The following is a 24,608-nucleotide window of genomic DNA, read 5'->3' on the forward strand; positions in this document are numbered from 1 at the left end:
CCTACTTTCCCGTTACAGGCCGTTTCCGGCCGAACACAAAGTACCCCATCGGGCCGATGAAGTTGATCAGGGCCGCCATCCGCCAGGCGGCCTTGGGACCGTTGATCAGCTCTGCCGGGCGCTTCGAGATGTCCCGCTGGGCCGCCAGCATCATGGTTACCTGCACGAGTCCGACGAGCACTGTCCCTGTCCGTGCTGCCGGTGACATTTCTTTCCAGGTCTTTTTCTTGGCCATGGTCGAGCTCCTTAGTTGAGGTTTCAGCATTCCAGGTCTTCCGTAGTCCAGGTCTTCAGTTTCGGTGGTGGGCACGGCCGGCGCAACGGGCTCACACAACGAAGGGGGCCATCCGTTCCTTTTGCTCTGGCGTCAGGCGGACTACGCGCCCCGTGGCCTCGTCCACAAAAGCGAGGTGGCTGCTGGCACGGACGCAGTCTTCCCCGGTGACGGGATCCTGGACGAGGTAGTGGATGTCGAAGCTGGCACCCTTGACGGCGCCGATCCACACTTGGACCACGGCTGGGACGTTGCGGTACTCCAGTGTCCTGACGTAGCGGATTCTGTGGTCCACAACCAAGGCCATGATGCCGTCGGGAAGATCGTTGAAGAGGGACACCGCGGGCTCAATCCCCGGCAACCCCGCACCTCGTGGCGGCCCAAACGCACCGATCCGCGCTTCCTCCAGCATCCTCACTATCTGGACGTTGTTGATGTGCCCGTAGGCGTCCATGTCGCCCCACCGCATGGGGACGAGCACCTCGATACGCCGGGGCCCGGCCGGGTCTATTTCCGCGGCCTTTTCGGCGATGTCCTCTCCGGTGACGCGCGCACCGGCATCCTGCGCGGTCAGCTGTGCACCGCCGTCGAATCATCCACCGGCGTTACCTCGGCGCTGGATCCCGCGAACTGGGACATGTAGAGCCGGTAGTAAGCTCCCTCGGCCGCGATCAGCGTCTTGTGGTTACCTTGCTCCACGATCTTGCCGTTCTCCATCACCAGGATGGTGTCGGCATCGCGGATAGTGGAGAGGCGGTGGGCGATGACAAAGCTGGTGCGGTCCGTCCGCAGCGCGGCCATGGCCTTCTGCACCAGCAGTTCGGTGCGGGTATCCACGGAGCTGGTGGCCTCATCCAGGATGAGCAGCGACGGGTTGGCCACGAACGCGCGGGCGATGGTGATGAGCTGCTTTTCGCCGGCGCTGACGTTGTTGCCTTCCTCATCGATCACGGTGTTGTAGCCTTCCGGCAGGGCGCGGACAAAACGGTCCACGAAGGTAGCCTTGGCTGCGGCCATGACCTGCTCCTCGGTGGCGTCCAGGTTGCCGTACCGGATGTTGTCGTAGATGGAGCCGCCAAACAGCCACGCATCCTGCAGCACCATGCCAACCTTGGAGCGAAGCTCCTGGCGGCTCAGCTTGGTAATCTCAACGCCGTCCAGCGTGATGGACCCGGAGTTGAGTTCGTAGAAGCGCATCACCAGGTTCACCAGGGTGGTCTTGCCGGCGCCCGTTGGACCGACGATGGCCACCGTGTGCCCGGGTTCTGCGGTGAAGGACAGGTTTTCGATCAGCGGCTTGTCCTGGGTATAGCTGAAGGTGACGTCCTGGAATTCCACATGCCCGTCGGTCTTGGCCGGCAGGTGGCCGGTAGCCGTTTCCGCGTCCTGTTCGTCGGCGTCAAGGAATTCAAAGACCCGCTCCGAGGACGCCACACCGGACTGCAGCATGTTGGCCATGCCCGCCATCTGTCCCAGCGGCTGGGTGAACTCGCGCGAGTACTGGATGAAAGCCGTGGCGTCGCCCAGGGACATGGAACCGGAGGCGACGCGGAGACCGCCCACTACGGCGATGCCAACGTAGCTGAGGTAGGAGACGAACTGCATCACCGGGAAGATGATGCCGGAGACGAACTGCGCGCCGAAGCTTGCCTTGTACAAAGCCTCGTTGCGCTCTTCGAAGCGCTCCAGCATGTCGGCGTCGCGGCCGAAAACGCGTACCAGGTCGTGGCCGGAGAAGGACTCCTCGATCTGTCCGTTCAGCGAGCCGGTGTTCTTCCACTGTGCGGCGAAGAGCTTCTGGCTGCGGGACCCGATGATGCCCGCGGCGACGCCGGACAGCGGGAGGGCGATCAAGGCAATCAGCGCCAGTTGCCAGGAAACGATGAACATCATGACCACAATGCCGATGACAGTCAACAGTGAGTTGATCAGCTGGGCGAAGGCCTGCTGGAGCGCCTGCTGGATGTTGTCAACGTCGTTCGTCACCCTGGAGAGGACGTCGCCCCGCTGGCGGGTGTCGAAGTAGTTCAGCGGCAGCCGGTTCAGCTTCTTTTCCGTGTCGTCCCGGAGCCGGCGGATGACCTTCATGACGATGCGGTTCAGGACGTAGCCTTGAAGCCACAGGAAGATGTTGGCCACAAAATACATCAGCAGCACGACGGCAATGAGGACAGAGAGCTTCTGGAAGTCGATGCCGCTTCCGGGCACCAGTTCCATCTTCGAGATCATGTCCGCGAAGTTGTCCTGCCCCTGCTGGCGCAGACCCTCCACGAACGCTTCCTTGCTGGCACCCGCGGGGAGCTGTTTACCCACTACCCCGCCGAAGATCACGTCCATGGCCTGGCCAAGGATCCTGGGCGCGATGACGTTCAGGACAACGGCGACCACCACCAGGGCAATGACGGCGTAGATTCCTGCGGCTTCGGGTTTCAGCAGTCCCAACAGCCGCTTGGCTGAAGGCCAGAAATGTTCGGCTTTCTTGGCAGGAATGCCGCCGAACATGTCACCGTCGGCCTCCGAGGGCTTGTACTCCTCCTCAAAGAATTCGTCATCTTCCAGGACCTCGGGCGTCCCAGCCGTGTCCGCGCCCGGCACGGGCGCCGGTTCAGTGGGCTGGCGGCCGGTCCCGGCTAAGTCCTTCTTGGGGGCGCTCATGCCATTTCCTCCACGCTCAGCTGGGATTCAACAATTTCCTGGTATGTGGGCGACGTTTCCAGGAGCTCCTCGTGGGTGCCCCTGTCCACGATCCGGCCGTTGTCCAGGACCAGGATCTGGTCAGCCTCAGTGATGGTGGAGATGCGCTGGGCCACGATGATCACGGTGGCGTCGGAGGTGGTCTGCTTCAGCGCCGACCGGAGCCTGGCGTCGGTGGCGACGTCCAGGGCCGAGAAGGAGTCGTCAAAGAGGTACACCCTGGGCTTGGTGACCAGTGCACGCGCAATGCAGAGCCGCTGCCGCTGGCCGCCGGAGACGTTGGTGCCGCCCTGGGCGATGCGGGCGTTCAGCCCATTCTTCTTTTCGCGAACGAAGTCCTCGCCCTGGGCCACCTGCAGCGCATCCCACAGTTCCTGGTCCGTGGCTTCGGTCTTGCCGAAGCGCAGGTTGTGCTCGATCGTTCCGGAGAAAAGATACGGGCGCTGCGGCACGAGGGCCACGCGCTTGGTAATCTCGGCCCGGTCCAGCTTGCTGACCGACACGCCGTCGAGAAGCACCTCACCCTCGGCGATGTCGTAGAGGCGCGGCAGCAGGGACAGCAGTGATGATTTTCCTGCACCGGTGGACCCGATGATCGCAACGGTCTCGCCCGGTTTGGCTGTGAAGCTGATGTTGCTCAGCACCGGCGACTCGGCGCCGGGGTACGCGAAGGTGACGTTCCGGTATTCGACCACGCCGGCGAGGGTGGCCGGTGTTTCCGGCCGTTCGGGGTCGTGGATGGAGGGTTCGACGTCGAGCACCTCGCCGATGCGGTCCGCACACACCGAGGCGCGCGGGATCATCATGGCCATAAACGTGCCCATCATGACCGCAATCAGGATCTGGAGCAGGTACTGCAGGAACGCCGTCAGGGCGCCCACCTGCATCTCACCGGAATCGACGCGCTGCCCGCCGAACCACAGCACGGCGGCGGTGGACAGGTGCAGGATCATACCGATGGCCGGGAACATCAGGACAAACAGTGCGCCGATCTTCAGCGACACGTCCGTCAGTTCCTTGTTGGCCTCGCCAAAGCGTTCTGTTTCATAGGGCTCGCGGACAAAGGCGCGGACCACCCTGATGCCGATGATCTGTTCGCGCAGGACGGCGTTGATGCGGTCGATCTTCTTCTGCATGGAGCGGAAGAGCGGCATCAGCCGGACCACCAGATAGCCCACCACCACAATCAGCACCGGTACGGACACCCAGACCAGCCAGGACAGGTTGATGTCCTCGCGCAGCGCCATGATGATGCCGCCGATGCACATGATGGGGGTGGCCACCATGAAGTTCAGCCCCATCAGCACCAGCATCTGGACCTGCTGGACGTCGTTCGTGCCGCGGGTAATAAGGGTGGGTGCGCCAAAGGCGTTCACGTCCTTGGCGGAGAAACTGGTGACTTTCCGAAAGACGCCCCGGCGCAGGTCCCGTCCCACGGCCATCGCGGTTTTTGAGCCGTAGTACACCCCGGCGATTGCGGTTCCAACCTGGATGAAGGCGACAAGGAGCATCACGCCGCCGGTCCGCCAAATGAAATCCGTATCCCCGCGGGAAACGCCTTCATCGATGATCTGGGCATTGAGGCTGGGGAGGTAGAGCGCCGCGATTGTGGACGCCAGCTGGAACACGATGACGGCCACGATGTACGGCGTATACGGTTTCGAATAGCGCCGTATGAGGGTGAGAAGCATGCCCACGGGTCCTTAGGAAGAGAGCGCGAAATGGTGAGAATAAGTAGTAGCAGCCGGGGCTGACATTCTTAGCCTTCCCACTCTACGAAATCCGTTGCCCGGGCGAAACATCCGCGCACAAAGATCATCCGATCGGCGTACCTGCTGGGGCCGATGCCGCCACAAACCGGCGCGAACGTACACTTGTGGCCCACACGCCAGGGCCTCAACTGTACGTTCGCGCCGTTTGGCTACCGCCTCAGCACCCCGACGAACTCACGGTCCGGATTGTCGACGCCGGCACTCCGCCCGGGTGCCGCCGTCGTGCTTTCCGCCTGGGCTGCCGCCGCCGCGGGCGCCGGCAGTGCGGGTGCCGGCACTGCTTGCCCGGGTTCAACCTCCGGCTGGATATCAACGGTACGGCGGAGTGGCTTTTCCTTGATGAACAGGACAGCCACCAGGGCAATCACGCCGATGACCGCGGAAATCAGGAAGATCTGCGCCGTGGCATCGCCGTATGCGGCACGCATGATGTCGCGGATCGGTTGGGGAAGGTCCACGAGGTCCATGCTGGCCCCCGCGTCGCCTTGCACCGGGATGTTGGCGGCTGCCAGGCCTTCGTTGGCGAGCTGGGTGACGCGGGTGCCCAAAACGGCGCCCAGCACGGACACCCCGATCGCCCCGCCGACAGAACGGAAGAAGGCAACCGAAGCGCTGGCGGTGCCGATGTCCGTGGCCTTGACCGTGTTCTGGACGGCGAGGACCAGGTTCTGCATCACCATGCCCAGCCCCAGGCCAAGGACCGCGGTGTAGACGCCGGTCAGCCACAGTTCCGTGGTGTGATCCACGGTGCCGGCCAGGCCGAGGCCCGCGATTAGCAGGATGGAGCCGGCCACCAGGTATCGCTTCCACTTGCCAGTGCGGCTGATCAGCAGGCCCGAACCCACTGATCCGATGAGGTTGCCGGCGATCATGGGCAGCGTCAGGAGGCCCGCTTCGGTGGGAGTGGCGCCGCGGGCCACCTGGAAGTACTGGCCCAGGAATGTTGACGAACCGAACATGGCAACACCCACTGCCACGGAAGCCAGGATGGCCAGGGCTGTGGTCCGCTCTGAGATGATTTTGAGTGGAATGATGGGCTGTTCCACCTTGGATTCCACCAGGACCAGCAGCGCCAGGAGCACCACACCCCCGCCCACCATCAGCCCTGACTGCCAGGACCACCAGGCGTAGTAGTCGGGGTTGCCGGCGAAGGACACCCAGATCAGGAGAATGCTGACGCCGGACGTAAGCAGGATGGAGCCGAGCCAGTCGATCTTGGCGGGGCGTTTGACGTACGGGATTTTGAGCGTGATCTGGAGCAGGACCAGGGCGACGACGGCGAGCGGCACACAGACGAAGAACGTCCAGCGCCAGCCCAGCGGGCTGTCCACGATGAAGCCGCCCAGGAGCGGTCCGCCAGCGGTGGCCACGGCCATCACGCCGCCCATGTAGCCCGAGTACTTGCCGCGGTCCCGGGGCGGAATCATGGAACCGATGATGGCCTGCGCCAGGGCGGTCAGGCCGCCCATCGCCACACCCTGGATCACGCGGGCGGTCAGCAGCAGCGGGATGGTCTCGGACAGGCCAGCCATGACGGAGCCGGCCACAAAAATCACAATGCTGAGCTGGACCAGCAGTTTTTTGTCGAACAGGTCGGCAAGTTTGCCCCAGATGGGCGTGGTGGCGGCGTTGGCCAGCAGGGCCGCCGTGATGACCCAGGCGAAGTCTGTCTGGGTGCCCCTCAGCTCGGACATGATGGTGGGCAGCGCGTTCGCCACGATGGTGCTGCTCAGGATGGCGGTGAAGAAGGCGGCCAGGAGTCCGGTCAGGGCTTCCATGATCTGGCGGTGCGACATTACCGGCTGCTGGTCAGGAGCGGATCCGGGGGCCGGCAACACCGGGGTGTTGGGGTTCGGGTGGGCGGTTGCTGATGTGGGGGCTGCGGCGTAACTGGGCATAAGTCTGCTCCTATTCGTTTGTAGTGGCAGGTCCGGCCGCCTTTGCCCGGACTGAATGTTTGAGGGATTCGGCGAGTTTCCTCAGGGTCCTTGCCGTGTCCTCGGCGTCCTCCTGGCTCCATTCGCGGAGATAGTCCCGCAGCGCCGTTGTGCGCTGTTCCTCGATGCGGCGGAGCTTGTCCGCGCCTTCCCGGGTCAGCGCAACCAACTGGGCGCGGCCGTCGTCGGGATCCTGCCGCCGGTTGACGTACCCCTGTTCCTCGAGCTCCGCGATATGGCGGCTGAGGACCGGCGCGCTGACGCCCAGACGTTCGGCGAGACGCGTGGCACGGGTCTCGCCCTCCCCCACGAAGCGAAGTACCCCCTGCAGCGCGACCCCTGTTTCCTGACCGCGAATGCTCGCTGCGGCCACACACCGCACCGCGCGTTGGAGGTCAAATATCTGGGAGACGAGGTCTGCCGCAGTATCCGGCGTAACTGCCATGGGTTTGACGCTCCTTTAGATTGCTTGCCTTAGGCAACTATATACCTAAAAAGGTTGCTTTGGGAAACTAATCCACTAAGCGCCCTTAAACCAAACAAGCGCGAACGTACATTTGAGGCCCCAGGTCCTTGCGGAAATGGGGCCTCAACTGTACGTTCGCGCTCAGGTGGAGCGGGTCCTTAGCCGTCCAGGTGGGTGGGGCCGAACATCTTGAGCAGGGTTTCGACGACGACGACGTTGGGTCCGTCGGCAGCGAAGCCCGCCTGGAGGGCGTCCCCCACGTTCTCCGGAGCCACGCGCGTGGCCGGCACACCGAAGGCCTCGGCCAGCTTGACGAAGTCGGGACGGGCGAGCTCGGTGGCCGTGGCTTTGCCGAAGGCGCCCACCATGTATTCGCGCAGGATGCCGTAGCCGCCGTCGTCCACGATCAGCCAGGTCACAGGAATGTTGTGCTGCCTCGCGGTGGCGAGTTCGGAAATGGAGTACATGGCCGAACCGTCGCCGGACACGGCGAGTACTCGCGACGAACCAGCGGGTTTACCCACCGTTTCGAGCCCCACAGCGCCGCCGATGGCAGCGGGGAAACCATAACCGAGGCCACCGGCCCCCTGGGCAGAGTGGAACTGGCCCTCCCGCGCGTCCCAGCAGCTCCAGCCCCAGTAGGCGGAGATGGTCATGTCCCAATAGGTCTGCATGTCCGCGGGAACGGCTTCGCGGATGTCTGCCATGAACTTCAGTTCCTTGGCCAGGTCCTGCGATTCCAGCCTCGCCCTGACCTTGGCGAGGGACTCCTTAACCAGGTTCTCGGGGGACGTCCCGTGCCAGCTGCGCGTGGTGTCCACGGGAGCAGCCAGGGCTTCGTCCAGGGCGGCCAGTGCCTGGCCGGCGTCGGCGCGGATGCCCAGGCCGGGACGGTTGGACTCCAGCACGCGGGGTTCGGCGTCGATCTGGATGATCCGGCCGCGAGGTTCGAAGGTGAAATAGTTGGAGGTGACCTCGCCCAGGGACGAGCCGATCACGATCAGGACGTCCGCATCCTCCAGGACGTCGGTCATGTACCGGTCCTCGATCCAGGACTGCAGCGACAGCTCATGGTTCCACGGGAACGCCCCGTTGCCGCCCGGCGTGCAGATCACCGGCGCCCGCAGCTTTTCCGCAATGGAAAGCAGGGACTTCTCCGCACGGCCCCGGCGGGTACCGCCGCCGGCGATGATTGCGGGACGCTCCGCCGCCGACAGCCACTTCACGGCTTCGCGGACCAGCTCGACGCGTGGCGGGTTGTCCGCCGCTTCGGCAAGCGCGTCCTCTACCGGGGGAACCATGATGGGATCCAGCAGCACGTTCTGCGGTATCTCCAGCCAGACCGGACCCTGCGGGGAGGAGATGGCTTCGGTCCAGGCGTCCTGGATGGCCGACGGAATGCCGGAGGCATGCTGGATCAGGCGCTGGCTTTTGGTGACGTTCGCGGCCGAAGCCTTCTGGTCATCCAGCTGGTGCAGCATGCCCTTGCGGCGGGCACCCAGTCCTTCCAAGGGGATCTGGCTGGCCACCACCACCATAGGCACCCCTGTGGCGTAGGCCTCCTGGAGGCCGGCGAGGGACGTCAGCGCGCCGGGACCGGTGGACAGGAACAGCACGCCAACCTCGCCCGTGGCGCGGGAGTATCCGTCCGCGGCGAAGGCGCTGTTGTTTTCCACCCGGGAGGAGACAAAATGCAGGTTGCCGCGGCCCATGGCATCAAACAGGCCCAGCGCGTGCTGGCCCGGGATGCCGAAGACTGTTTTGGCGCCCAGCGCTTCAAGGGTTTCGACGACGAGGTCCCCGCCGTTGCGCTGGCTGGTTCCCTTGGTCGGGGCTGCCGTGCCGGGATCGAAATCGATCACTGTCGTTACTCCTTGATTCCGGCGGCGAAGCCGGCGGGCTGGCGGACTTCCTGGCCGAGGGCCTGGGCGGCGTAGCCGTTGGCCGCCCCGAACCGGTCACCTTCAACAGCATTGTCCGCCATCAGGGTGATCAGTTCATAGGCGACGTGGCTCGCGGCCACGCCGGTGATTTCTGCGTGGTCGTACGCGGGGGCCACCTCCACGACGTCGGCGCCCACCAGGTTCATGCCACGGAAGCCGCGGATGATCTCCAAGAGTTCGCGGCTGGTGATGCCGCCGGCTTCGGGGGTTCCGGTACCCGGGGCGTGGGCGGGGTCCAGCACGTCGATGTCCACGGATATATAGAGCGGGCGGTCGCCGATCCTGTCCCGTACCTTGGCCACCGTCTCAAGGACGCCCTGGTAGTAGACGTCAGCGGCGGTGACGATGCCGAACCCGAAACGGTGGTCGTCGTCGAGGTCCTTCTTGCCGTAGAGCGGGCCGCGGGTTCCGATGTGGCTGATGGCTTCCGTGTCCAGGATGCCTTCTTCAACAGCCCGGCGGAACGGGGTGCCGTGGGTGTACTCAGCCCCGAAGTAGGTGTCCCAGGTGTCCAGGTGGGCGTCAAAGTGAAGCATCGCGACGGGACCGCCGGCGCGCTCGGCCGCCGCGCGAAGAAGGGGCAGCGCAATGGTGTGGTCTCCGCCAAGTGTTACCAGTTTGCCGCCGCCGGCCGTTAGGTCCAGGGCGTTCTGCTGGACGGTTTCGATCGCTTCATTGATGTTGAACGGGTTGACGGCCATGTCGCCGGCGTCAGCCACCTGGATGTTTTCGAACGGACTGACGTCCCACGCCGGGTTGTACGGGCGCAGCAGGCGGCTGGCCTCACGGACATGGTTGGCGCCGAACCGGGCACCAGGGCGGTAGGACACGCCGGAGTCGAAGGGCACGCCCACTACCGTCACGTCAGCCTTCGCCACCTGGTCCAGGCGGGGCAGGCGGGCAAACGTCGCAGCTCCCGCGTAACGCGGGATGCGGGATGAATCGATAGGGCCAAGGTTGCCGTTGGCTTCGATGCGCAGCTCTTTCACAGTGAGCCCCTCCTTCGAGGATTGGTCGGCGGGTGTGACAGCCATCATACCCCTAAGTTTCCTAATGCGCATCAACTGTTTACAAGCCCCAGGGGATCACTGGCGCAACTAAGTAGCAGCAGATGCCGTTTAGAGCGTTCAAAACGACACCTGCTGCTACTTAGATTGGTGCTACCGGCTGGCGGCGGGAACCAGCACCCAGAGGACCTCGACGGCCTTATCGGTGGGGTTGACCCAGGTATGGGGTTCACGGCCGGGGAAGGTGACAGTGTCCCCCGTGCTGAGCTCATATTCCTCGTTGGTGAGAATCAGCCGGATACTGCCCTTGATAACGTGCAGCACATCCACGTCGCAGTCCACGGCATAGAGCTCCGACTCGCCGCGGCCATGGGGTTCAATGACTGCCTGGATGATCTGGATCCGGCGTTCCGATCGGGCCGTCAGCAGGCGCTCCACGATCCCTTCGCCGCCCAGCGAAATCCGCGGTCCGTCATTGCGCTTGGTCAAGTGGGTTTCCGGAGCAGCGAACAGGTCCCCGATGGAAATGGACAGGACCTGGCACAAGGTCACCAGCGATGCGACAGAAGGGGAGGTCAGGTCGCGCTCCACACGGCTCAGGAAGCCTTTGGTCAGGCCCGTGGCATCCGCAACCTGCTCGATGGTGAGTCGCTGGGACTGCCGGGCGGCACGGATTCGGGACCCGATGGCAACCGGAACGTTGCTCGGCTCAACTGGCAGTGCCTTCATGTGCAGACCTTTCATGGCCGGCAGCCCGGCCCCATCCCTGGAGCAATCCTAATGGCCGCTCCCCCATGTGACGCCGCCACGCACCAGCCGGCGGAGTGGCGGCGGCCCCTTGACTGTTACCACGGTCACAGCATACGCTTCTAGGCAACAAGTGTTGTCTCCCATGCAATATTTCCGGGAGCCAACGTCTGAGGGTTCTCCTCATCCCACCCCGTAAGAGCAGCGGAATACCGGCTCCCCAGCAGCCTCCGGGTTCCAGCACGCTGCACATCAGCTCCAAGGAGCCGCAACATGGACGCTAACTTCGTCAACATCGCCATTGTGGTGGTGTACCTCATCGCAATGCTTGCATTCGGCTGGTGGGGTAAGTCCCGCACCAAGAACAACAGCGATTTCCTCGTGGCCGGCCGCCGCCTTGGCCCGTTCCTCTACACCGGCACCATGGCCGCCGTCGTCCTCGGCGGCGCTTCCACGGTCGGCGGAGTGGGCCTCGGCTACAAGTTCGGCATCTCCGGTATGTGGCTGGTGGTGGCCATCGGCGCCGGCGTGCTGCTGCTGAGCCTCCTCTTCGCCGGCACCATCCAGAAGCTGAAGATCTATACCGTCTCCCAGATGCTCACCCTTCGCTACGGCAGCAAGGCAACGCAGACCTCGGGAATCGTCATGCTGGCGTACACGCTGATGCTCTGCGCCACGTCCACCAGCGCCTACGCCACCATCTTTGTGGTCCTCTTCGGCTGGGACCGCTGGCTCGCCATCGCCATCGGCGGAGCAATCGTCCTGGTCTACTCCACCATCGGCGGCATGTGGTCCATTACGCTCGCGGACCAGGTGCAGTTCGTCATCAAGACCGTGGGCATCTTCGCCCTCATGCTTCCCTTCACGCTCAACGCAGCAGGCGGCCTCGACGGTATCCGCAGCCGCGTTGACGAGAGCTTCTTCCAGATGGACGGCATCGGCGTGCAGACCATCATCACGTACTTTGTGGTCTACACCCTGGGCCTGCTGATCGGCCAGGACATCTGGCAGCGTGTGTTCACAGCCAAAACCCCGGGCGTGGCCCGTTGGGGCGGCGCCACCGCCGGCATCTACTGCATCCTCTACGGCGTTGCCGGCGCCCTGATCGGGATGGCCGCGAGCGTTGCCCTGTCCGGTATGGATATCGCCGCGACGGACGATGTTTACGCCGAGGTTGCCCAGACGATCCTCCCGATCGGCATCGGCGGACTGGTACTCGCCGCGGCCGTGGCCGCCATGATGTCCACCGCCTCCGGCGCCCTGATTGCCGCCGCCACGGTGGCCCGCGCCGACGTCCTGCCATTTGTTGCCAGCTGGTTCGGCAAGGACATCAACACCGGTGACACCGACAACCCCGAGCACGACGTCAGGGCCAACCGCCTGTGGGTCCTGGCACTTGGCATCGTGGCCATCCTGATCGCCGTCATCACCAAGGACGTCGTGGCCGCACTGACCATCGCCTACGACATCCTGGTGGGCGGACTCCTGGTTGCCATCCTCGGCGGCCTTGTATGGAAGCGCGGCACCGGCCTGGCCGCCGCTGTCTCCATGGCGGTGGGTTCAGTAGTGACGCTTGGCACCATGATCGTGCTCGAGATAAACGCCAAGGCCCCGCTGGACGGCGTCTTCGCCAACGAACCGATCTACTTCGGCCTCATCAGCTCAGCCGTGGTCTACGTGGCAGTCTCACTGCTCACCAAACCCACGGACCCGCAGGTCATGCGGAACTGGGTGCGGCGCGTGGCCGGCCAGGAAAACGAAGTTCCGGTTACTGTCACGGCGCCGTGAGATCTCAACGGGCCTGATCAACGTAGGGACCCGGTTCAAGCAAGGTAAAGCACGACGGCGGCGCCTCCTTTCGCTCATCAGCGAACAGGAGGCGCCGCCGTCGTCCGTCCTACTCCTCTTCAGCTTCGCGGAACTCGTCGGGATCCAGCGGAACAACGCGCTCCTCCGCGTCGACTTTCACCGGAGGGGTCGGGATAACTATTTCTTCAGCGTCCAGGAATTCGTCCTCTGCATCCCAGTCGTTCTCGTCAACCGGCGCATCCTCGGCGTAGTCATATGCGGGATCGGCTTCTACGGCATCAAGGTGCGGCATGTCCGGGTGCTGTCCGGTGGTGTTCATTGTGCAACCTCCGTTTGTTCGCCACTGACGTGCTCTTTCGGCTGGGCGCTGGCGGGCGCCACACTTTCATCACAGCACCGCCGGTGGCCTCGGTCAAGGGTCCGCGCATGGGAGGGCCAGAGTCCTGACTTTGAGGGAGCCCGAAACTCCGCAGTGAGGTTTGCCAGCCAAAAATCCGCGGAATTCCGCGGTAAGCTGGGCGTTGCAATGGGGCCGCACATCCCCCATCAAGCTCAGGAGCTTCTGTGTCTCAGCACGCCAGTCCCGGCCAGCACCGCGCCGCCCGGTCAGAGTCCACCACCCCGGAGTCTGCCCCGTCCGCTCCCACGACGTCGGAGCGCGAAACCGCAGTCCGGCCCCCAAGCACCCAGCCCACGTCCGCGGACATCCGGCGCTGGCGCCAGTACCTGGCTGACGAACGCGCGGAGGCCGCTGTCTACCGCGATTTGGCGCAGAACCGGCGCGGCGAAGAACGCGACATCCTATTGGCCTTGGCTGAAGCAGAGGGCCGGCACGAGGCTCATTGGCTTAGCCTCCTGGGCGAACACGCCGAAAAATCCCGCCACGCGTCGCTGCGCAGCCAATTGCTGGGCTTCCTTGCCCGCCACTTCGGCTCGGTCTTTGTCCTGGCACTTGCCCAGCGCGCCGAAGGCCGCTCCCCCTACGCCAAGGACCCTTCTGCAACGCCGGCCATGGCCGCTGACGAACAGATCCACGAGGAAGTGGTCCGTGGCCTGGCAACGCGGGGCCGCAACCGGCTGGCCGGGACATTCCGCGCTGCCGTGTTCGGAGCCAACGATGGCCTTGTCAGCAACCTGTCCCTGGTCATGGGCATGGCGGCCTCCGGCGTGGCCAGCAGCGTGGTGCTCCTGAGCGGCATCGCAGGGCTTCTGGCCGGCGCGCTTTCCATGGGTGCCGGCGAATTCGTCTCCGTCCGGTCGCAGCGTGAACTCCTCGCGGCCACCCGGCCCACCCAAATCACCCTCGCGGCAGCACCCAAGCTGGACATCGAACATAACGAGCTGCTGCTCGTGTACCTGGCGCGTGGCATGTCCCACGAAGCAGCTGAGCACCGCGTGGCGGAACGCATGGGACTGCTCTCCTGCGACTGCGATCCCAGCCTGTCCCTGCAGCCCGAGCTCCCCGAAACAGGGGACCAGCACGAAGCCGTGGGAACCGCCTTGGGCGCGTCATTGTCCAGCTTCTGCTTCTTTGCTTCCGGAGCCATCGTGCCCATTCTTCCCTTCCTTTTCGGCATGACAGGCGTGGCCGCCCTGGTGGTGGCCGGCGTCCTGGTGGGCCTGGCACTGCTGATGACCGGCGGCGTCGTTGGCCTGCTGTCCGGGACGTCACCGCTGACGCGGGGGTTGCGGCAGCTGGCCATCGGTCTGGGCGCCGCAGCAGTGACTTATGTGCTTGGCCTGGCCTTCGGCACTGTGGTGGGCTGATGGACAACCTTACCCAGCAGCGCCCGCAAAGCAGCGGGCGGCGATCTGCGGGGCGTTCCCTGCGGAACGTCCTGCTGGGGATTACCGCCGGCACCACGGCCCTGGTGGTTGGTGGCGTGGTCTACGGCGGCTCACGCGTAGGGGAATTGCTGGATATCCGCATTGGCCCGGGACCGGTCCAACCGGGGGAAGCCGGAGGCGTCCGGCCTGCCGCCGATGGCCGGCCTGACGCTCCCCCGCCCGGCCTCGAGGAGGAAGACGCGCCGCTGGGAACGCCGGAACGGCCCCCGTATGTGAGCGATTCCTACCGGTTCCTGGCGACAAACGACGACGGCACACCCGTGGGGTATTCACCGTGCCGGCCGCTGCACTACGTGGTAAACGCGGAGCTGGTCCCGTCCGGCGCGCAGGACCTCATCCCGGAGGCAATGGACACCATGTCGCAGGCCACCGGGATCCGTTTCATTTACGACGGCCCCACCAGCGAACAGCCCTCCGCGCAGCGCGCGCCGTACCAGCCGGACGAGTATGGCGACCGCTGGGCGCCGCTGCTGGTCTCCTGGACCACCCCCGAGGTGGCTCCGCACCTCAAGGGCAAAGTGATCGGCACAGGCGGAAGCACGCATTTCAGCTACGACGACGGGCCCAAGACTTTCGTCACCGGCAGCCTGGAGCTGGACGCCCCGCAGATCGCCGAAGAGCTGCGGCAACCGGACGGCGAGCTGTACGCCACGGCCGTCATCCTGCACGAGCTCAGCCACGTCATGGGACTGGAACACGTGGAGGACCACCGGCAGCTCATGTACCCGGAGATCGGCACGCCGGAGGGCCTTGCAGCGGGCGATCTCAACGGCCTGTATGAACTGGCCGGTGCCCTCTGCCGGAAAGACCTGTAGGCGCGGCACCCGCGGAGACGCGCGAAGTCCTCTGGCTACCCGCCGATCACGGCGAGCGCGTCGTCAACGGTGTCCACCAGGAAGATCCGGTCCGCCATGGCCCGTCCGGCTGCCAGCCGCTGGAGCATGGGCCAGGCAGGGTACTCCTGCTGCCAATAGCGGCTGCCCACCAGGACCATCGGCGTGACGGCTTCGCGTGCGCTGTAGTAGTTTTCGCACGCGTCCTGGAACATTTCCTGAATGGTACCGGCCGCTCCGGGCAGGAAGATGATGCCGCCGTTGCAGACCTCCAGCAGAATCGCCTCGCGCACGGCGTTGGCGAAGTACTTGGCAATGTGCGTGGCAAAGTAGTTTGGCGGCTCATGACCGTAGAACCAGGTGGGGATGCCCAGCGAGGGCGTTCCGTCAGGATAACGTTCGACGACGGCGGCCGCGGCCCGGACCCACGCGGACACGGAGGGGCGGAAGCCGGGCACGGACCCCAGTGAAGCCAGCGCCTCCTCGAACTCGTGCTGGGGAATACCGCTGAGGTAGGCACCCAGGTTGGCGGCCTCCATGGCGCCGGGACCGCCTCCGGTGGCCACCAGCCTCCCGCTCCCCGCCAACAGCCTGCCCAATGTTGCCGCCTGGGCGAACTCCGGAGTACCGCGCTGGGCGTTGTGGCCTCCCATCACGCCCACTACGGTCAGTCCGGCAGCCACGTCGGAGCGGACCAATTCGTCCAGGGCGTCTCCGATGGCGTGGTCGTGCAGCGCCGAAGCCAGGGTGGCGTCCAGCCGGCGCCGTTGCCCGGAGCGGATGCTCCACTGGTAGACGAGTGCATCAGGCAGCTCCTCATAAGGGTTATGGTCCAGCCCGGCGTACAACTCTTGAGGCGTGTACAGCCGTGCCCGGTAGGGGTCGAAGGGCACGCCCTCAAGCCGGGGAAAGATCAGTGCGCCCCGTCGTCGCAGGTTATCTTCGACACCCTGGTCAAAAGTGCAGCCCAGGAAGATGGCCCCTTCGACGTCAAGGGCCTCCAGCGCTGCTTTACGCCCACGCAAGTCCAGTGACTGGGCGTGCCAGCCGTGCATGGCCACTGCGCCGCCCGCCACCAGTCGGTCGAAGCTGTCCAGGCTTTCGACCTCCAGGGTCCGCGGGCTGGAGCCCAGGCTGCCGGAGAGGTTCATGCCGGGGACCTGGCGTTCACCGGACAGCTGATCGGTTGTTCATCGGCCCAGCCTACTGTTGTATGCCGCCCCATGGCTGGATCACGGGTCTTTTGCTGCCCGAAGGGAGTTTGCTACTATCGTCCCAAAGGCAGTATGTCCTATCAAGCGAACATAGGCTGACATTCGCGGTGGCCGGCAGAACCGGCAGCCGTGGAACACGAGGGAGCGCTCAATGGCGAATCAACTAAATCTCAACATCGACCGCTCTTCGCCAGTGCCCCTCTACCACCAAGTAGTACAGGGCATTGAGTCTGCCATCCACACCGGGCTGCTTCCTCCCGGCAGCCGGTTGGACAACGAGATAGACCTTGCAGCCCAGCTCAACCTCTCCCGGCCAACCATGCGCAAAGCCATGGATGAGCTGGTTCGCTCCGGACTGCTGGTGCGCAAGCGCGGCGTCGGAACCCAGGTGGTTTCCAGCCAGGTACGAAGGCCCCTGGAACTTTCCAGCCTCTACGATGACCTCAGCAACAACGGAAGCAAACCCACCACTGACGTCCTCAGCTTCTCGCACATCGAAGCAGACGAAGCCACCCGCGAAGCCCTCCAGCTTCCTTCAGGTGCCAAGGTTTACCACTTCACCCGACTGCGCAGGGTGGGCGGCAAGCCCCTGGCGCTGATGGAGAACTGGGTGCGCGATGACATCACGTCCATCGATGAAGCCCAGCTCAGCGCCCAGGGCCTGTACGGCATCCTGCGTAACGGCGGAGTGAACTTCCGGCTCGCCTCGCAGCGCATCGGGGCCATGGTGGCCAACGACTACCAGGCATCCCTGCTGGAGACCGAACCGGGTTCAGCCTTGGTGACCATGGAACGCACCGCCGTCGATGACACCGGGCGCAATGTGGAAACCGGCCACCACGTCTACCGCGGCGATTCCTACAGTTTCGAAATGACCCTCGTCCAGCGCTAGGACCACACCAGCGGCGCCGGGGCGCTTTCAACGCCAGCTGTGCCCTCAACGAAAGAGCAAATCCATGGCCAATTGGGTCTATCCGCTCGGTTCCGCCGCCGACGGCAACTGGGACGTCTCCCTTGGAACGTCCGACTCGGCACTCAAAGTGGACGGCTGGGCCCACACGGGCCTGAAAGTCGCGACGCTCGCGGCGGGTGCCGCCGTCGTACTTCCGGCCGCCGGCGAGGAGCGCATTGTGGTTCCGCTGAGCGGATCCTTCAGCGCCGCCGTCGACGGCCAGGACTTCGAGCTGGCCGGCAGGGCCAGCGTCTTCAGCGGCCCCAGCGACGTGCTCTACACAGCTGTGGAGAAGGCCGTCACCATCAGCTCGGCCGACGGCGGAAGGGTAGCCATTGCGACCGCTCCGGCCCAGGCGTCCCACCCCACGCGGCTGGTAAGCGCGGCGGAAACCCCGGTGGAGCTCCGCGGGGCCGGCAACTGCTCACGCCAGGTGCACAACTTCGGCACCCCGGCCGCGCTGGAAGCCGACCGCTTTATCGTCTGCGAGGTCATCACGCCCGCGGGCAACTGGTCCTCGTATCCTCCGCACAAGCACGACGAGGAGAAGGACGGCGAAACCAGCCTCGAGGAGATCTACTACTTCGAGACCCGGGTTGCGCCCGGCGGACCGGCCGCGGCTGGCCCGCAGGGCGACGCCATCGGCTACCAGCGTGTCTACGCCTCGGATGATCGGCCCATCAACGTCTCGGCGGAGGTCCGCACCGGCGACGTTGTCCTGGTCCCCTACGGCTGGCACGGGCCCGCAATGGCCGCCCCGGGCTACGACCTGTACTACCTGAACGTGATGGCCGGCCCCGGCCCGGTCCGCGACTGGCTCATCAGCGATGATCCGCACCACGGCTGGATCCGCCAGACCTGGGAGGGCCAGGACGTGGACCCCCGCCTGCCATTCGGGGCATAGCCTGGAGTCCTCCTCCCTTGGGGGACGGCCTAGCGGGCAACAGTGACCGGCTCGGCGGCGACGCGTCCTGCGGCCGGGGAAGGTGCCGTCTGCCGGGCAGTCCTCTTGGCACCGGCGGCGGCAACGATCATCACTCCGAAGCCAAGGAAAGTGATGGCGGCCCCGGCCCAGATGGGCGAGGTGTAGCCGAAGCCGGCGGTGATGGTCACCCCGCCGAGCCATGCGCCGAGGGCGTTTCCGACGTTGAAGGCGCCGATGTTCGCCCCGGAGGCCAGGGTGGGGGCGCTGCTTGCGTATTTCATGACGCGCATCTGGAGGCCCGGAACAGTGGCGAAGCCAAAGCCTCCCATGAGCACCATTGAAGCTATGGTGAGGGGCTGGCTGTTGGCGGTCAGGGCAAAGCCCACCAGGATCACTGCCAGTACGGCCAGGACCAGCAGGAGGGTGCGGTCCACGTTTCGGTCCGCCGCCCTGCCGCCCAGAGTGTTGCCGGCGAACAGTCCAACACCAAAGAGGATCAGGAGCCAAGGCACGGTGGAGGCCTCGAAGCCGGAGACCTCGGTGAGCGTAAAGGCGATGTAGGTGAAGGCACCAAACATGCCGCCATAGCCAAGGACGGTGACAAGGATGGACAGCCAGACCTGGCCAGAGCCGAAGGCCCGGAGTTCGCTGCGGAGGCTTGGCGTGGAGCCGCCATGGCCGGTCCTGGGCACCAGCGTGAGAATACCGGCCAGGGCAACGACGCCGATTCCCGTGATGGCCCAGAAAGTGGAGCGCCAGCCGGCTGCCTGTCCGAGCATGGTGCCGAATGGAACTCCGAGGACGTTGGCGGCGGTGAGCCCCGTGAACATAATGGCGATGGCGCCGGCCTTCTTAGTGGGGGCCACCATATCCGCTGCCACCACGGCTCCGATGCCAAAGAAGGCGCCATGAGCGAGGGCTGCGACGACCCGGCCGACCATCATCATCCAATAGTCAGGGGCCATAGCCGAGATCAGGTTTCCGGCGATGAACAGCACCAGCAGGACGGCGAGGACGGGCTTGCGGTCGAAACGTGTCACGGCAGCGGTTAGCAGCAGGGCGCCAATGACGACGGCGAGGGCGTAACCGGAGATCAGCCAGCCGGCAGAGGCCTCGCTGACGCTGAAGTCGGCGGCAACCTCGGGCAGCAGGCCCATGATCACGAACTCGGTGAGTCCGATGCCGAACCCGCCAAGGGCGAGGGCTAACAGGCCAACAGGCATGGCGAAGCTCCTTCAAATGCATATGGGCGGGGAGGGGCGTAAGCTAATAGTTGCAGACGCGTTATTTATTGTTGCACAAGCATATACCGCGCGCAAGCAACTATTAACCGTGCCCCTTTCACGTTCTGGGGACGAGAGCTTTGAAGGGAATGGCTGATGGGCATTAAGGACGACGCTGTTGAAGTCCGGGCGCAGGGCTGGCGAACGCTGGCGGCTTTGCACGGCTTGATCGAGGCGGAACTGGAACGCTCACTGCAGGCTGCAGCGGACCTGTCAGTTGTGGAGTACACCGTGCTCGATGCCCTTAGTCGGCAGGACGGGTGGCACATGCGCATGCAGCAGCTGGCCCGGGCCACGGCGCTGAGCGCAAGCGCCACGACACGCCTTGTGAACAGGCTGGAGGACCGCGGGTTGCTGACACGAATCCTGTGCGCCGATGACCGCCGCGGGATCTACACCGAGCTCACGGCCGGCGGGATCAAGCTGCTTGAGGAGGCCCGCCCAATCCACGACACCACGCTGGAGCGCGCCCTGGCTGAGGCCCAGGAGGTACCCGAGCTGGCTGCGCTGGTGGACGCCCTCCCGAGGCTCCACACGCGCTCGCACGCGTAGCACTCACCCTTGAGTTTTTGTCCAGATAACGCCCCTTTGAGACGTTCAAACGGGCCTTATCTGGACAAAAACTCATCAGTTGAAGCAGGTCAGTTGTACAGCGCCGGCTTAGGGTTCAGCCGAACGGCTACTTTCTCGCCGTTTTTTTGTGCCTCGACGCCGGCCTCACAACAGGCTGCAGTGGCGTAACCGTCCCAAGCGGAGGGGCCGCCGAGTTCGCCGCGGCCGGTTGCGTCCACCCAAGCCTGGACCTCGACGTCGTATGCCTCCACAAACCGTTCCACAAAACCTGGGCTGACCTGTCCGCCCCAGCGCCCGCCGCTGCGCGTGTACAGGCCGCGGTCACCGCCGATGTTGACTGTTCCTTCTTCGAAGGTGGCCTGAGCCGCGACTTCGTATCCGAAGCGGGCGTTGACAAAGATTTCGACGTCGGCCAGGACGCCTGACTGTGTCTCGATCAGGACGTGCTGTGGATCGTGCTGGCCCGCCGGCGCATTCCTGGTGGCCTTACCCATCCGCACCTGCACACTGATAATTTCCTCGCCGGTGAAGAACCGGACGGCATCGAATTCGTGCACCACGGAGTCGTTGATCAGCATCTCGTTGGTAAAGCCGGGCGGAGTGTCCGGGTTGCGGTGCTGGTGGTGCAGCATCAACAGCTCGCCCAGTTCGCGGCTGCGGATGACTTTGCCCAGGGCCGCGTATTCGGCGTCGAAGCGGCGCATGAAGCCCACCTGGATGCACTTCCTTCCCAGCGCCTGCTCCGCCTGGACAATCCGCCACGCGGAGGCGGCGTCCGGGGTCAACGGCTTTTCGCACAGGGTGGGTACGCCCTTAGCCAAGGCCTTGAGCAGGATGTCCTCGTGAAGGAAACCGGGGGTGGCGATGAGGACGGCGTTAACATCGCCGTTGTTGAGGGCTTCCTCGGCATCGGCCAGGGCCACTGCGCCTGGGATCCCTTCGACGGCGGCCTGCGCCCGCGCCAGGTCCACGTCGACGACGGCGGCCACTTCAGCACCGTGGATGCGCGTGTGGAGGCGCTGGATATGGTCCGCGCCCATGCGGCCAGCGCCGATGACGGCGACGCGAAGGGTTTCAGTCATAGTTGTTCCTTACGTTTCGAAGGGCCTGGCGGGCGCTAGCTGACGGCCGTGCGGGACCCACAGGACAGCAGGTAGTTGCGGGTGCGCTTGGCTATGGGCATCGGCACGTCGAACGCTACCGGGTACATGTCCTGCTCCACGATGCCGAAGATCGGCCGGTTCAGGGATTCCACAGCCTCGATGACGGCGCGCAGGTCCGGCAAACCGTTCGGCGGCTCGGTCATGACGCCGGCGAGGTTGGCGGCAGCCCAGGTCATGTTTTCCTCGTTGACCCGTCTCAGGATCTCGGGGTTGATTTGCTTCAGGTGCAGGTAGCCGATCCGGTCAGGGTAATTCTTGATCAGGTCCAGGCTGGAGGCTCCGCAGTATTCCGCGTGGCCGGTGTCCAGGCACAGGTTCAGGTACCTGGGGTCTGTGGCCGCGAGGAGGGTTTCGATGTCCGGCTGGGCGCCCACGTGCGAATCGGCGTGGGAGTGGAACTGCTGTTTCAGGCCGAAGTCCTCCAGCAGGGTCCTGCCCAGCCGGTTGTGTCCCTCGAAGAGGTCGTTCCAGGCTTTCTGGTCCAGCTGCCCGCTTTCCACGGCTTCACCGGTGACGTCGTCGCGCCACATGGCCGGGATGACCACGATGTGCTCGCCGCCCATGGCGGCCGTCAGTTCGGCGACCCTGCGGGCCGGCTCCCAGGCAGTCTCCCATTGGTCCAGTCCCCGGTGGAAGGCAGTGAAGACAGTTCCGGCGGTGACTTTCAGGTCGCGCTGCTTCAGCTCCCCGGCCAGCCGCGCGGGGTCGGTGGGAAGGTAGCCGTACGGACCGAGTTCGATCCACTTGTAGCCGGATTCGGCCACCTCGTCCAGGAACCGTTCCCACGGGGTCTGCTTGGGGTCGTCCGCGAACCAGACTCCCCAGGAGTCCGGAGCGGTGCCGATGATCAGCTTGTTTTCTACGTCAGTCATGTCCGTTCCTTCTCATCGATTGCTCCATAGGGGCCCTTTGCGACGCTCAAAACGGCTTTTGCGGAGCAATCGATGGTTGTAATGGGAGTGTTCAGTTGGAGGGGAAGTTGTAGGAGGCGCCGGAGGCGTGGGTGGGTTCGGGCCAGCGGGAGGTGATGACTTTGCCGCGGGTGTAGAAGGATACGCCTTCGGGGCCGTAGATGTGCTTGTCGCCGAAGAGTGAGGCTTTCCAGCCGCCGAAGGAGTGGTAAGCCACCGGGACGGGCAGGGGCACGTTGATGCCGATCATGCCGACGGTGACGGAGCGCTGGAATTTCCGGGCGTGGGCGCCGGAGGAGGTGAAGATGGCGGTGCCGTTGCCGTAGGGGTTGGCGTTGATCAGCGCGATGCCGTCTTCCAGGCTGTCGACGCGGACCACAACCAGGACGGGTCCGAAGATTTCCTCGGTGTAGGCGGTCATTCCGGTCTTGACGTGGTCGATTACGGTGGGGCCGACCCAGAAGCCGTCTTCGTGGCCGGGGACCACGAGGTCGCGGCCGTCCACCACCATCGCCGCGCCGGCGGCTTCGGCTTCGGTAACGATCTTCACGATGCGTTCCTTGGAGGCCGGGGTGATGACCGGGCCCATGTCGGCGTCCGGTGCGGTGCCGTTCTTGACCTTGACGGCCAGGGCGCGCTCTTCGACCTTCTTGACGATCAGGTCCGCGGCGGCGCCGACGGCGACGGCAACCGAGATGGCCATGCAGCGTTCGCCTGCGGAGCCGAACGCGGCGGCGGCGAGGTGGTCGGCGGCGTTGTCCAGGTCGGCGTCGGGCATCACGATGGCGTGGTTCTTCGCCCCGCCCAGGGCCTGGACGCGCTTGCCGTGCTTGGTGGCGGTTTCGTGGACGTACTGGGCGATCGGGGTGGAGCCGACGAAGGAGATGCCGTCAACGTCCGGGTGGGTCAGGAGCCCGTCGACGGTTTCCTTGTCGCCGTGCAGGACCTGGAAGACGCCGTCGGGCAGTCCGGCGTCCTTCCAGAGCTTGGCGAGCAGCATGGAGGCGGAGGGGTCGCGTTCGGAGGGCTTGAGGATGAAGGCGTTGCCGGTGGCGATGGCCATGGGCGCCATCCACAGCGGCACCATGACGGGGAAGTTGAACGGGGTGATGCCGGCAACGACGCCGAGGGGTTCGCGGAAGTTGAACACGTCGATGCCGGTGGAGACCTGGTCGGAGTAGTCACCCTTGAGCAGGGTGGGGATACCGCAGGCGTATTCGATGACTTCAAGGCCGCGGCCGATCTCGCCCTTGGCGTCGGAGAGGACCTTGCCGTGCTCGGCGGTGATCAGGGCCGCGAGGTCGTCGACGTGGGAGGCGACGAGTTCGCGGAACTTGAACAGCACGGCGGTGCGCTTGGCCAGGGAAATATCGCCCCAGGTGTCGGCGGCTTTGCGGGCGGCGGCGACGGTGGCGTCCAGGTCGGCGCGGTTGGCCAGCTGCAGCTGCGCGGAGACCTGGCCGGTGGCCGGGTTGTAGACGGGGGTGGTGCGGTCACCCTCGCCGGCGGTTTCGGCGCCGTTGATGAACTGGTTGATGACGGTAGTGGTCGTCGTTGACATGGTGGGCTTCCTTGGTCTGTCGCTGGGAAAAGTGTGCCGGGCTGCTGGAGGCACCGGAAGCTGCCCGGTGCTCCAGCAGGTTCAGCCGAGCAGTTTGCGCTGCCGGGACTTGTGGTCGGTGTAGGTCTGGAAGGCCTGCTGGGTGGATTCCAGTTCGGAGACCTGGGAGACAGGGACGTCCCACCAGGACTCGGAGGACGGGGCATCCAGCAGCGGATCTGATTCGACGTGGATCAGGATCGGACCGCCCCGCTCGGGGGCGGCTTTCGCGTCACGGATGGCCTGTTCGAGTCCGGCGATGACCTTCTCCCCCGGTTCGATCCGGATGACCTTCACGCCCAGGGACTCGGCGTTCAGGGCCAGATCGACGGGCAGGGTCTCGCCCTCGTCGAAGCTGTGCTGCTCCTCGTCAAGGGCGCGGTACCGGGTGCCGAACCGCTGCGAGCCCAGCATCTCGGACAGGGAGCCGATGGAGGCGTAGCCGTGGTTCTGGATCAGGACCACGATCAGTTTGATGTGTTCGGCGACGGCGGTGACCAGTTCGGTGTGCATCATCAGGTAGGAGCCGTCCCCCACCATCACGACGACGTCCCGCACCTCCGCGCCTTCCCCGCCTGCCGCCGTCGTGCTTTTCGCCTCAGCGATCGCTGCGCGTTTGACGCCCAGGCCGCCGGGGATTTCGTAGCCCATGCAGGA

General features: G+C 64.9%; 22 protein-coding genes. 6 read left to right on the plus strand and 16 right to left on the minus strand.

The annotated features are described in order from the left end of the window. Position 1 precedes the first annotated feature (1 nt). The 9 genes from AU175_RS06460 to AU175_RS06500 all read right to left on the minus strand — a co-directional run bounded on the left by AU175_RS06460 (position 2) and on the right by AU175_RS06500 (position 10,822). On the minus strand, positions 2 to 235 hold the full coding sequence (locus AU175_RS06460; protein WP_156642210.1) for a PLDc N-terminal domain-containing protein: 234 nt from the start codon (positions 233 to 235) through the stop codon (positions 2 to 4). A 91-nt stretch (positions 236 to 326) separates the two neighbouring features. Then, on the minus strand, positions 327 to 743 hold the full coding sequence (locus AU175_RS06465; RefSeq protein WP_066290675.1) for an acyl-CoA thioesterase: 417 nt from the start codon (positions 741 to 743) through the stop codon (positions 327 to 329). Positions 744 to 844: 101 nt separating this feature from the next. Further along, positions 845 to 2,929 (minus strand): ABC transporter ATP-binding protein, encoded by a 2,085-nt coding sequence (locus AU175_RS06470; protein ID WP_066286813.1) that lies wholly within the window; start codon positions 2,927 to 2,929, stop codon positions 845 to 847. Further along, on the minus strand, positions 2,926 to 4,659 hold the full coding sequence (locus AU175_RS06475; RefSeq protein WP_066286815.1) for an ABC transporter ATP-binding protein: 1,734 nt from the start codon (positions 4,657 to 4,659) through the stop codon (positions 2,926 to 2,928). Before AU175_RS06475 ends, AU175_RS06470 begins: the two co-directional genes overlap by 4 nt. Positions 4,660 to 4,889: 230 nt before the next feature. Continuing rightward, positions 4,890 to 6,536 carry an MFS transporter gene (locus AU175_RS06480; protein ID WP_156642363.1) on the minus strand — a complete coding sequence of 549 codons (1,647 nt, stop codon included), beginning with the start codon at positions 6,534 to 6,536 and terminating at the stop codon, positions 4,890 to 4,892. 112 nt (positions 6,537 to 6,648) lie between these two features. Further along, positions 6,649 to 7,122, minus strand: coding sequence for a MarR family winged helix-turn-helix transcriptional regulator (locus AU175_RS06485; RefSeq protein WP_066286817.1), 474 nt, complete (start codon positions 7,120 to 7,122; stop codon positions 6,649 to 6,651). Positions 7,123 to 7,301: 179 nt separating this feature from the next. Next, positions 7,302 to 9,005, minus strand: coding sequence for a thiamine pyrophosphate-binding protein (locus tag AU175_RS06490; RefSeq protein ID WP_066286820.1), 1,704 nt, complete (start codon positions 9,003 to 9,005; stop codon positions 7,302 to 7,304). Positions 9,006 to 9,010: 5 nt separating this feature from the next. Continuing rightward, positions 9,011 to 10,075: an agmatinase gene (gene speB / locus AU175_RS06495; RefSeq protein ID WP_066290677.1), complete on the minus strand. Its 1,065-nt coding sequence runs from the start codon at positions 10,073 to 10,075 to the stop codon at positions 9,011 to 9,013. Between the two features lie 171 nt (positions 10,076 to 10,246). Then, entirely contained in the window at positions 10,247 to 10,822 is a 576-nt protein-coding gene (locus AU175_RS06500; RefSeq protein WP_066290680.1) for a helix-turn-helix domain-containing protein, read from the minus strand. A 291-nt stretch (positions 10,823 to 11,113) separates the two neighbouring features. Between AU175_RS06500 and AU175_RS06505 the strand changes: the two genes are divergently transcribed. Next, positions 11,114 to 12,628 carry a sodium:solute symporter gene (locus tag AU175_RS06505; RefSeq protein ID WP_066286821.1) on the plus strand — a complete coding sequence of 505 codons (1,515 nt, stop codon included), beginning with the start codon at positions 11,114 to 11,116 and terminating at the stop codon, positions 12,626 to 12,628. Between the two features lie 109 nt (positions 12,629 to 12,737). Here the strand turns inward: AU175_RS06505 and AU175_RS06510 are convergent, their stop codons facing one another. Next, positions 12,738 to 12,968, minus strand: coding sequence for a hypothetical protein (locus tag AU175_RS06510; RefSeq protein WP_066286822.1), 231 nt, complete (start codon positions 12,966 to 12,968; stop codon positions 12,738 to 12,740). Between the two features lie 245 nt (positions 12,969 to 13,213). Here AU175_RS06510 and AU175_RS06515 point away from each other — a divergent pair, with 245 nt between their 5' ends. Together AU175_RS06515 and AU175_RS06520 are read left to right on the plus strand one after the other, a co-directional pair. Continuing rightward, the gene (locus AU175_RS06515) at positions 13,214 to 14,416 is read left to right on the plus strand and encodes a VIT1/CCC1 transporter family protein (RefSeq protein WP_066286823.1); all 1,203 of its coding nucleotides are present in this window, start codon (positions 13,214 to 13,216) and stop codon (positions 14,414 to 14,416) included. Continuing rightward, positions 14,416 to 15,312, plus strand: a complete 897-nt coding sequence (locus AU175_RS06520) for a matrixin family metalloprotease (RefSeq protein ID WP_066286825.1) — start codon at positions 14,416 to 14,418, stop codon at positions 15,310 to 15,312. The genes AU175_RS06515 and AU175_RS06520 overlap by 1 nt, the downstream gene beginning before the upstream one ends. 35 nt (positions 15,313 to 15,347) lie before the next feature. On the opposite strand, the gene AU175_RS06525 is transcribed toward AU175_RS06520, so the two are convergent. After that, positions 15,348 to 16,481 carry an LOG family protein gene (locus tag AU175_RS06525; RefSeq protein WP_066286827.1) on the minus strand — a complete coding sequence of 378 codons (1,134 nt, stop codon included), beginning with the start codon at positions 16,479 to 16,481 and terminating at the stop codon, positions 15,348 to 15,350. 214 nt (positions 16,482 to 16,695) lie between these two features. On the opposite strand from AU175_RS06525, the gene AU175_RS06530 reads away from it, so the two are divergent. Together AU175_RS06530 and iolB are read left to right on the plus strand one after the other, a co-directional pair. Next, a complete protein-coding gene (locus tag AU175_RS06530) occupies positions 16,696 to 17,436 on the plus strand; it encodes a GntR family transcriptional regulator (RefSeq protein ID WP_066286828.1) in 741 nt (246 codons plus the stop codon). A 64-nt stretch (positions 17,437 to 17,500) separates the two neighbouring features. Continuing rightward, positions 17,501 to 18,400 carry a 5-deoxy-glucuronate isomerase gene (gene iolB, locus AU175_RS06535; protein ID WP_066286829.1) on the plus strand — a complete coding sequence of 300 codons (900 nt, stop codon included), beginning with the start codon at positions 17,501 to 17,503 and terminating at the stop codon, positions 18,398 to 18,400. Between the two features lie 29 nt (positions 18,401 to 18,429). On the opposite strand, the gene AU175_RS06540 is transcribed toward iolB, so the two are convergent. Beyond that, positions 18,430 to 19,644, minus strand: coding sequence for an MFS transporter (locus AU175_RS06540; protein ID WP_066286830.1), 1,215 nt, complete (start codon positions 19,642 to 19,644; stop codon positions 18,430 to 18,432). Positions 19,645 to 19,800: 156 nt separating this feature from the next. On the opposite strand from AU175_RS06540, the gene AU175_RS06545 reads away from it, so the two are divergent. Further along, positions 19,801 to 20,256: a MarR family winged helix-turn-helix transcriptional regulator gene (locus tag AU175_RS06545; RefSeq protein WP_066286833.1), complete on the plus strand. Its 456-nt coding sequence runs from the start codon at positions 19,801 to 19,803 to the stop codon at positions 20,254 to 20,256. 89 nt (positions 20,257 to 20,345) lie between these two features. On the opposite strand, the gene AU175_RS06550 is transcribed toward AU175_RS06545, so the two are convergent. The 4 genes from AU175_RS06550 to AU175_RS22295 form a co-directional block, all read right to left on the minus strand. Beyond that, a complete protein-coding gene (locus tag AU175_RS06550; RefSeq protein ID WP_066286834.1) occupies positions 20,346 to 21,359 on the minus strand; it encodes a Gfo/Idh/MocA family protein in 1,014 nt (337 codons plus the stop codon). 35 nt (positions 21,360 to 21,394) lie between these two features. Next, the gene (locus AU175_RS06555) at positions 21,395 to 22,312 is read right to left on the minus strand and encodes a sugar phosphate isomerase/epimerase family protein (RefSeq protein ID WP_066286836.1); all 918 of its coding nucleotides are present in this window, start codon (positions 22,310 to 22,312) and stop codon (positions 21,395 to 21,397) included. Between the two features lie 91 nt (positions 22,313 to 22,403). After that, a complete protein-coding gene (locus AU175_RS06560) occupies positions 22,404 to 23,912 on the minus strand; it encodes a CoA-acylating methylmalonate-semialdehyde dehydrogenase (protein ID WP_066286838.1) in 1,509 nt (502 codons plus the stop codon). Positions 23,913 to 23,993: 81 nt separating this feature from the next. Then, the coding region (locus tag AU175_RS22295; RefSeq protein ID WP_231938484.1) for a thiamine pyrophosphate-dependent enzyme at positions 23,994 to 24,608 on the minus strand (615 nt) is incomplete at its 5' end.

Source organism: Arthrobacter sp. B6 (assembly GCF_001663775.1).
In the GTDB taxonomy this organism is placed as follows: Bacteria; Actinomycetota; Actinomycetes; order Actinomycetales; family Micrococcaceae; genus Arthrobacter.

What these genes read in the sequence shown, in the direction of transcription:
- AU175_RS06540 (WP_066286830.1), bottom strand. Translation starts at nt 19,644, where the DNA reads ATGCCTGTTGGCCTGTTAGCCCTCGCCCTTGGCGGGTTCGGCATCGGA.
- AU175_RS06500 (WP_066290680.1), bottom strand. Translation starts at nt 10,822, where the DNA reads ATGAAGGCACTGCCAGTTGAGCCGAGCAACGTTCCGGTTGCCATCGGG.
- AU175_RS06480 (WP_156642363.1), bottom strand. Translation starts at nt 6,536, where the DNA reads ATGTCGCACCGCCAGATCATGGAAGCCCTGACCGGACTCCTGGCCGCC.
- AU175_RS06545 (WP_066286833.1), top strand. Translation starts at nt 19,801, where the DNA reads ATGGGCATTAAGGACGACGCTGTTGAAGTCCGGGCGCAGGGCTGGCGA.
- iolB (WP_066286829.1), top strand. Translation starts at nt 17,501, where the DNA reads ATGGCCAATTGGGTCTATCCGCTCGGTTCCGCCGCCGACGGCAACTGG.
- AU175_RS06475 (WP_066286815.1), bottom strand. Translation starts at nt 4,659, where the DNA reads ATGCTTCTCACCCTCATACGGCGCTATTCGAAACCGTATACGCCGTAC.
- AU175_RS06555 (WP_066286836.1), bottom strand. Translation starts at nt 22,312, where the DNA reads ATGACTGACGTAGAAAACAAGCTGATCATCGGCACCGCTCCGGACTCC.
- AU175_RS06465 (WP_066290675.1), bottom strand. Translation starts at nt 743, where the DNA reads ATGCGGTGGGGCGACATGGACGCCTACGGGCACATCAACAACGTCCAG.
- AU175_RS06520 (WP_066286825.1), top strand. Translation starts at nt 14,416, where the DNA reads ATGGACAACCTTACCCAGCAGCGCCCGCAAAGCAGCGGGCGGCGATCT.
- AU175_RS06510 (WP_066286822.1), bottom strand. Translation starts at nt 12,968, where the DNA reads ATGAACACCACCGGACAGCACCCGGACATGCCGCACCTTGATGCCGTA.
- AU175_RS06530 (WP_066286828.1), top strand. Translation starts at nt 16,696, where the DNA reads ATGGCGAATCAACTAAATCTCAACATCGACCGCTCTTCGCCAGTGCCC.
- AU175_RS06525 (WP_066286827.1), bottom strand. Translation starts at nt 16,481, where the DNA reads ATGAACCTCTCCGGCAGCCTGGGCTCCAGCCCGCGGACCCTGGAGGTC.
- AU175_RS06505 (WP_066286821.1), top strand. Translation starts at nt 11,114, where the DNA reads ATGGACGCTAACTTCGTCAACATCGCCATTGTGGTGGTGTACCTCATC.
- AU175_RS06460 (WP_156642210.1), bottom strand. Translation starts at nt 235, where the DNA reads ATGGCCAAGAAAAAGACCTGGAAAGAAATGTCACCGGCAGCACGGACA.
- AU175_RS06550 (WP_066286834.1), bottom strand. Translation starts at nt 21,359, where the DNA reads ATGACTGAAACCCTTCGCGTCGCCGTCATCGGCGCTGGCCGCATGGGC.
- AU175_RS06485 (WP_066286817.1), bottom strand. Translation starts at nt 7,122, where the DNA reads ATGGCAGTTACGCCGGATACTGCGGCAGACCTCGTCTCCCAGATATTT.
- AU175_RS06470 (WP_066286813.1), bottom strand. Translation starts at nt 2,929, where the DNA reads ATGAGCGCCCCCAAGAAGGACTTAGCCGGGACCGGCCGCCAGCCCACT.
- AU175_RS06560 (WP_066286838.1), bottom strand. Translation starts at nt 23,912, where the DNA reads ATGTCAACGACGACCACTACCGTCATCAACCAGTTCATCAACGGCGCC.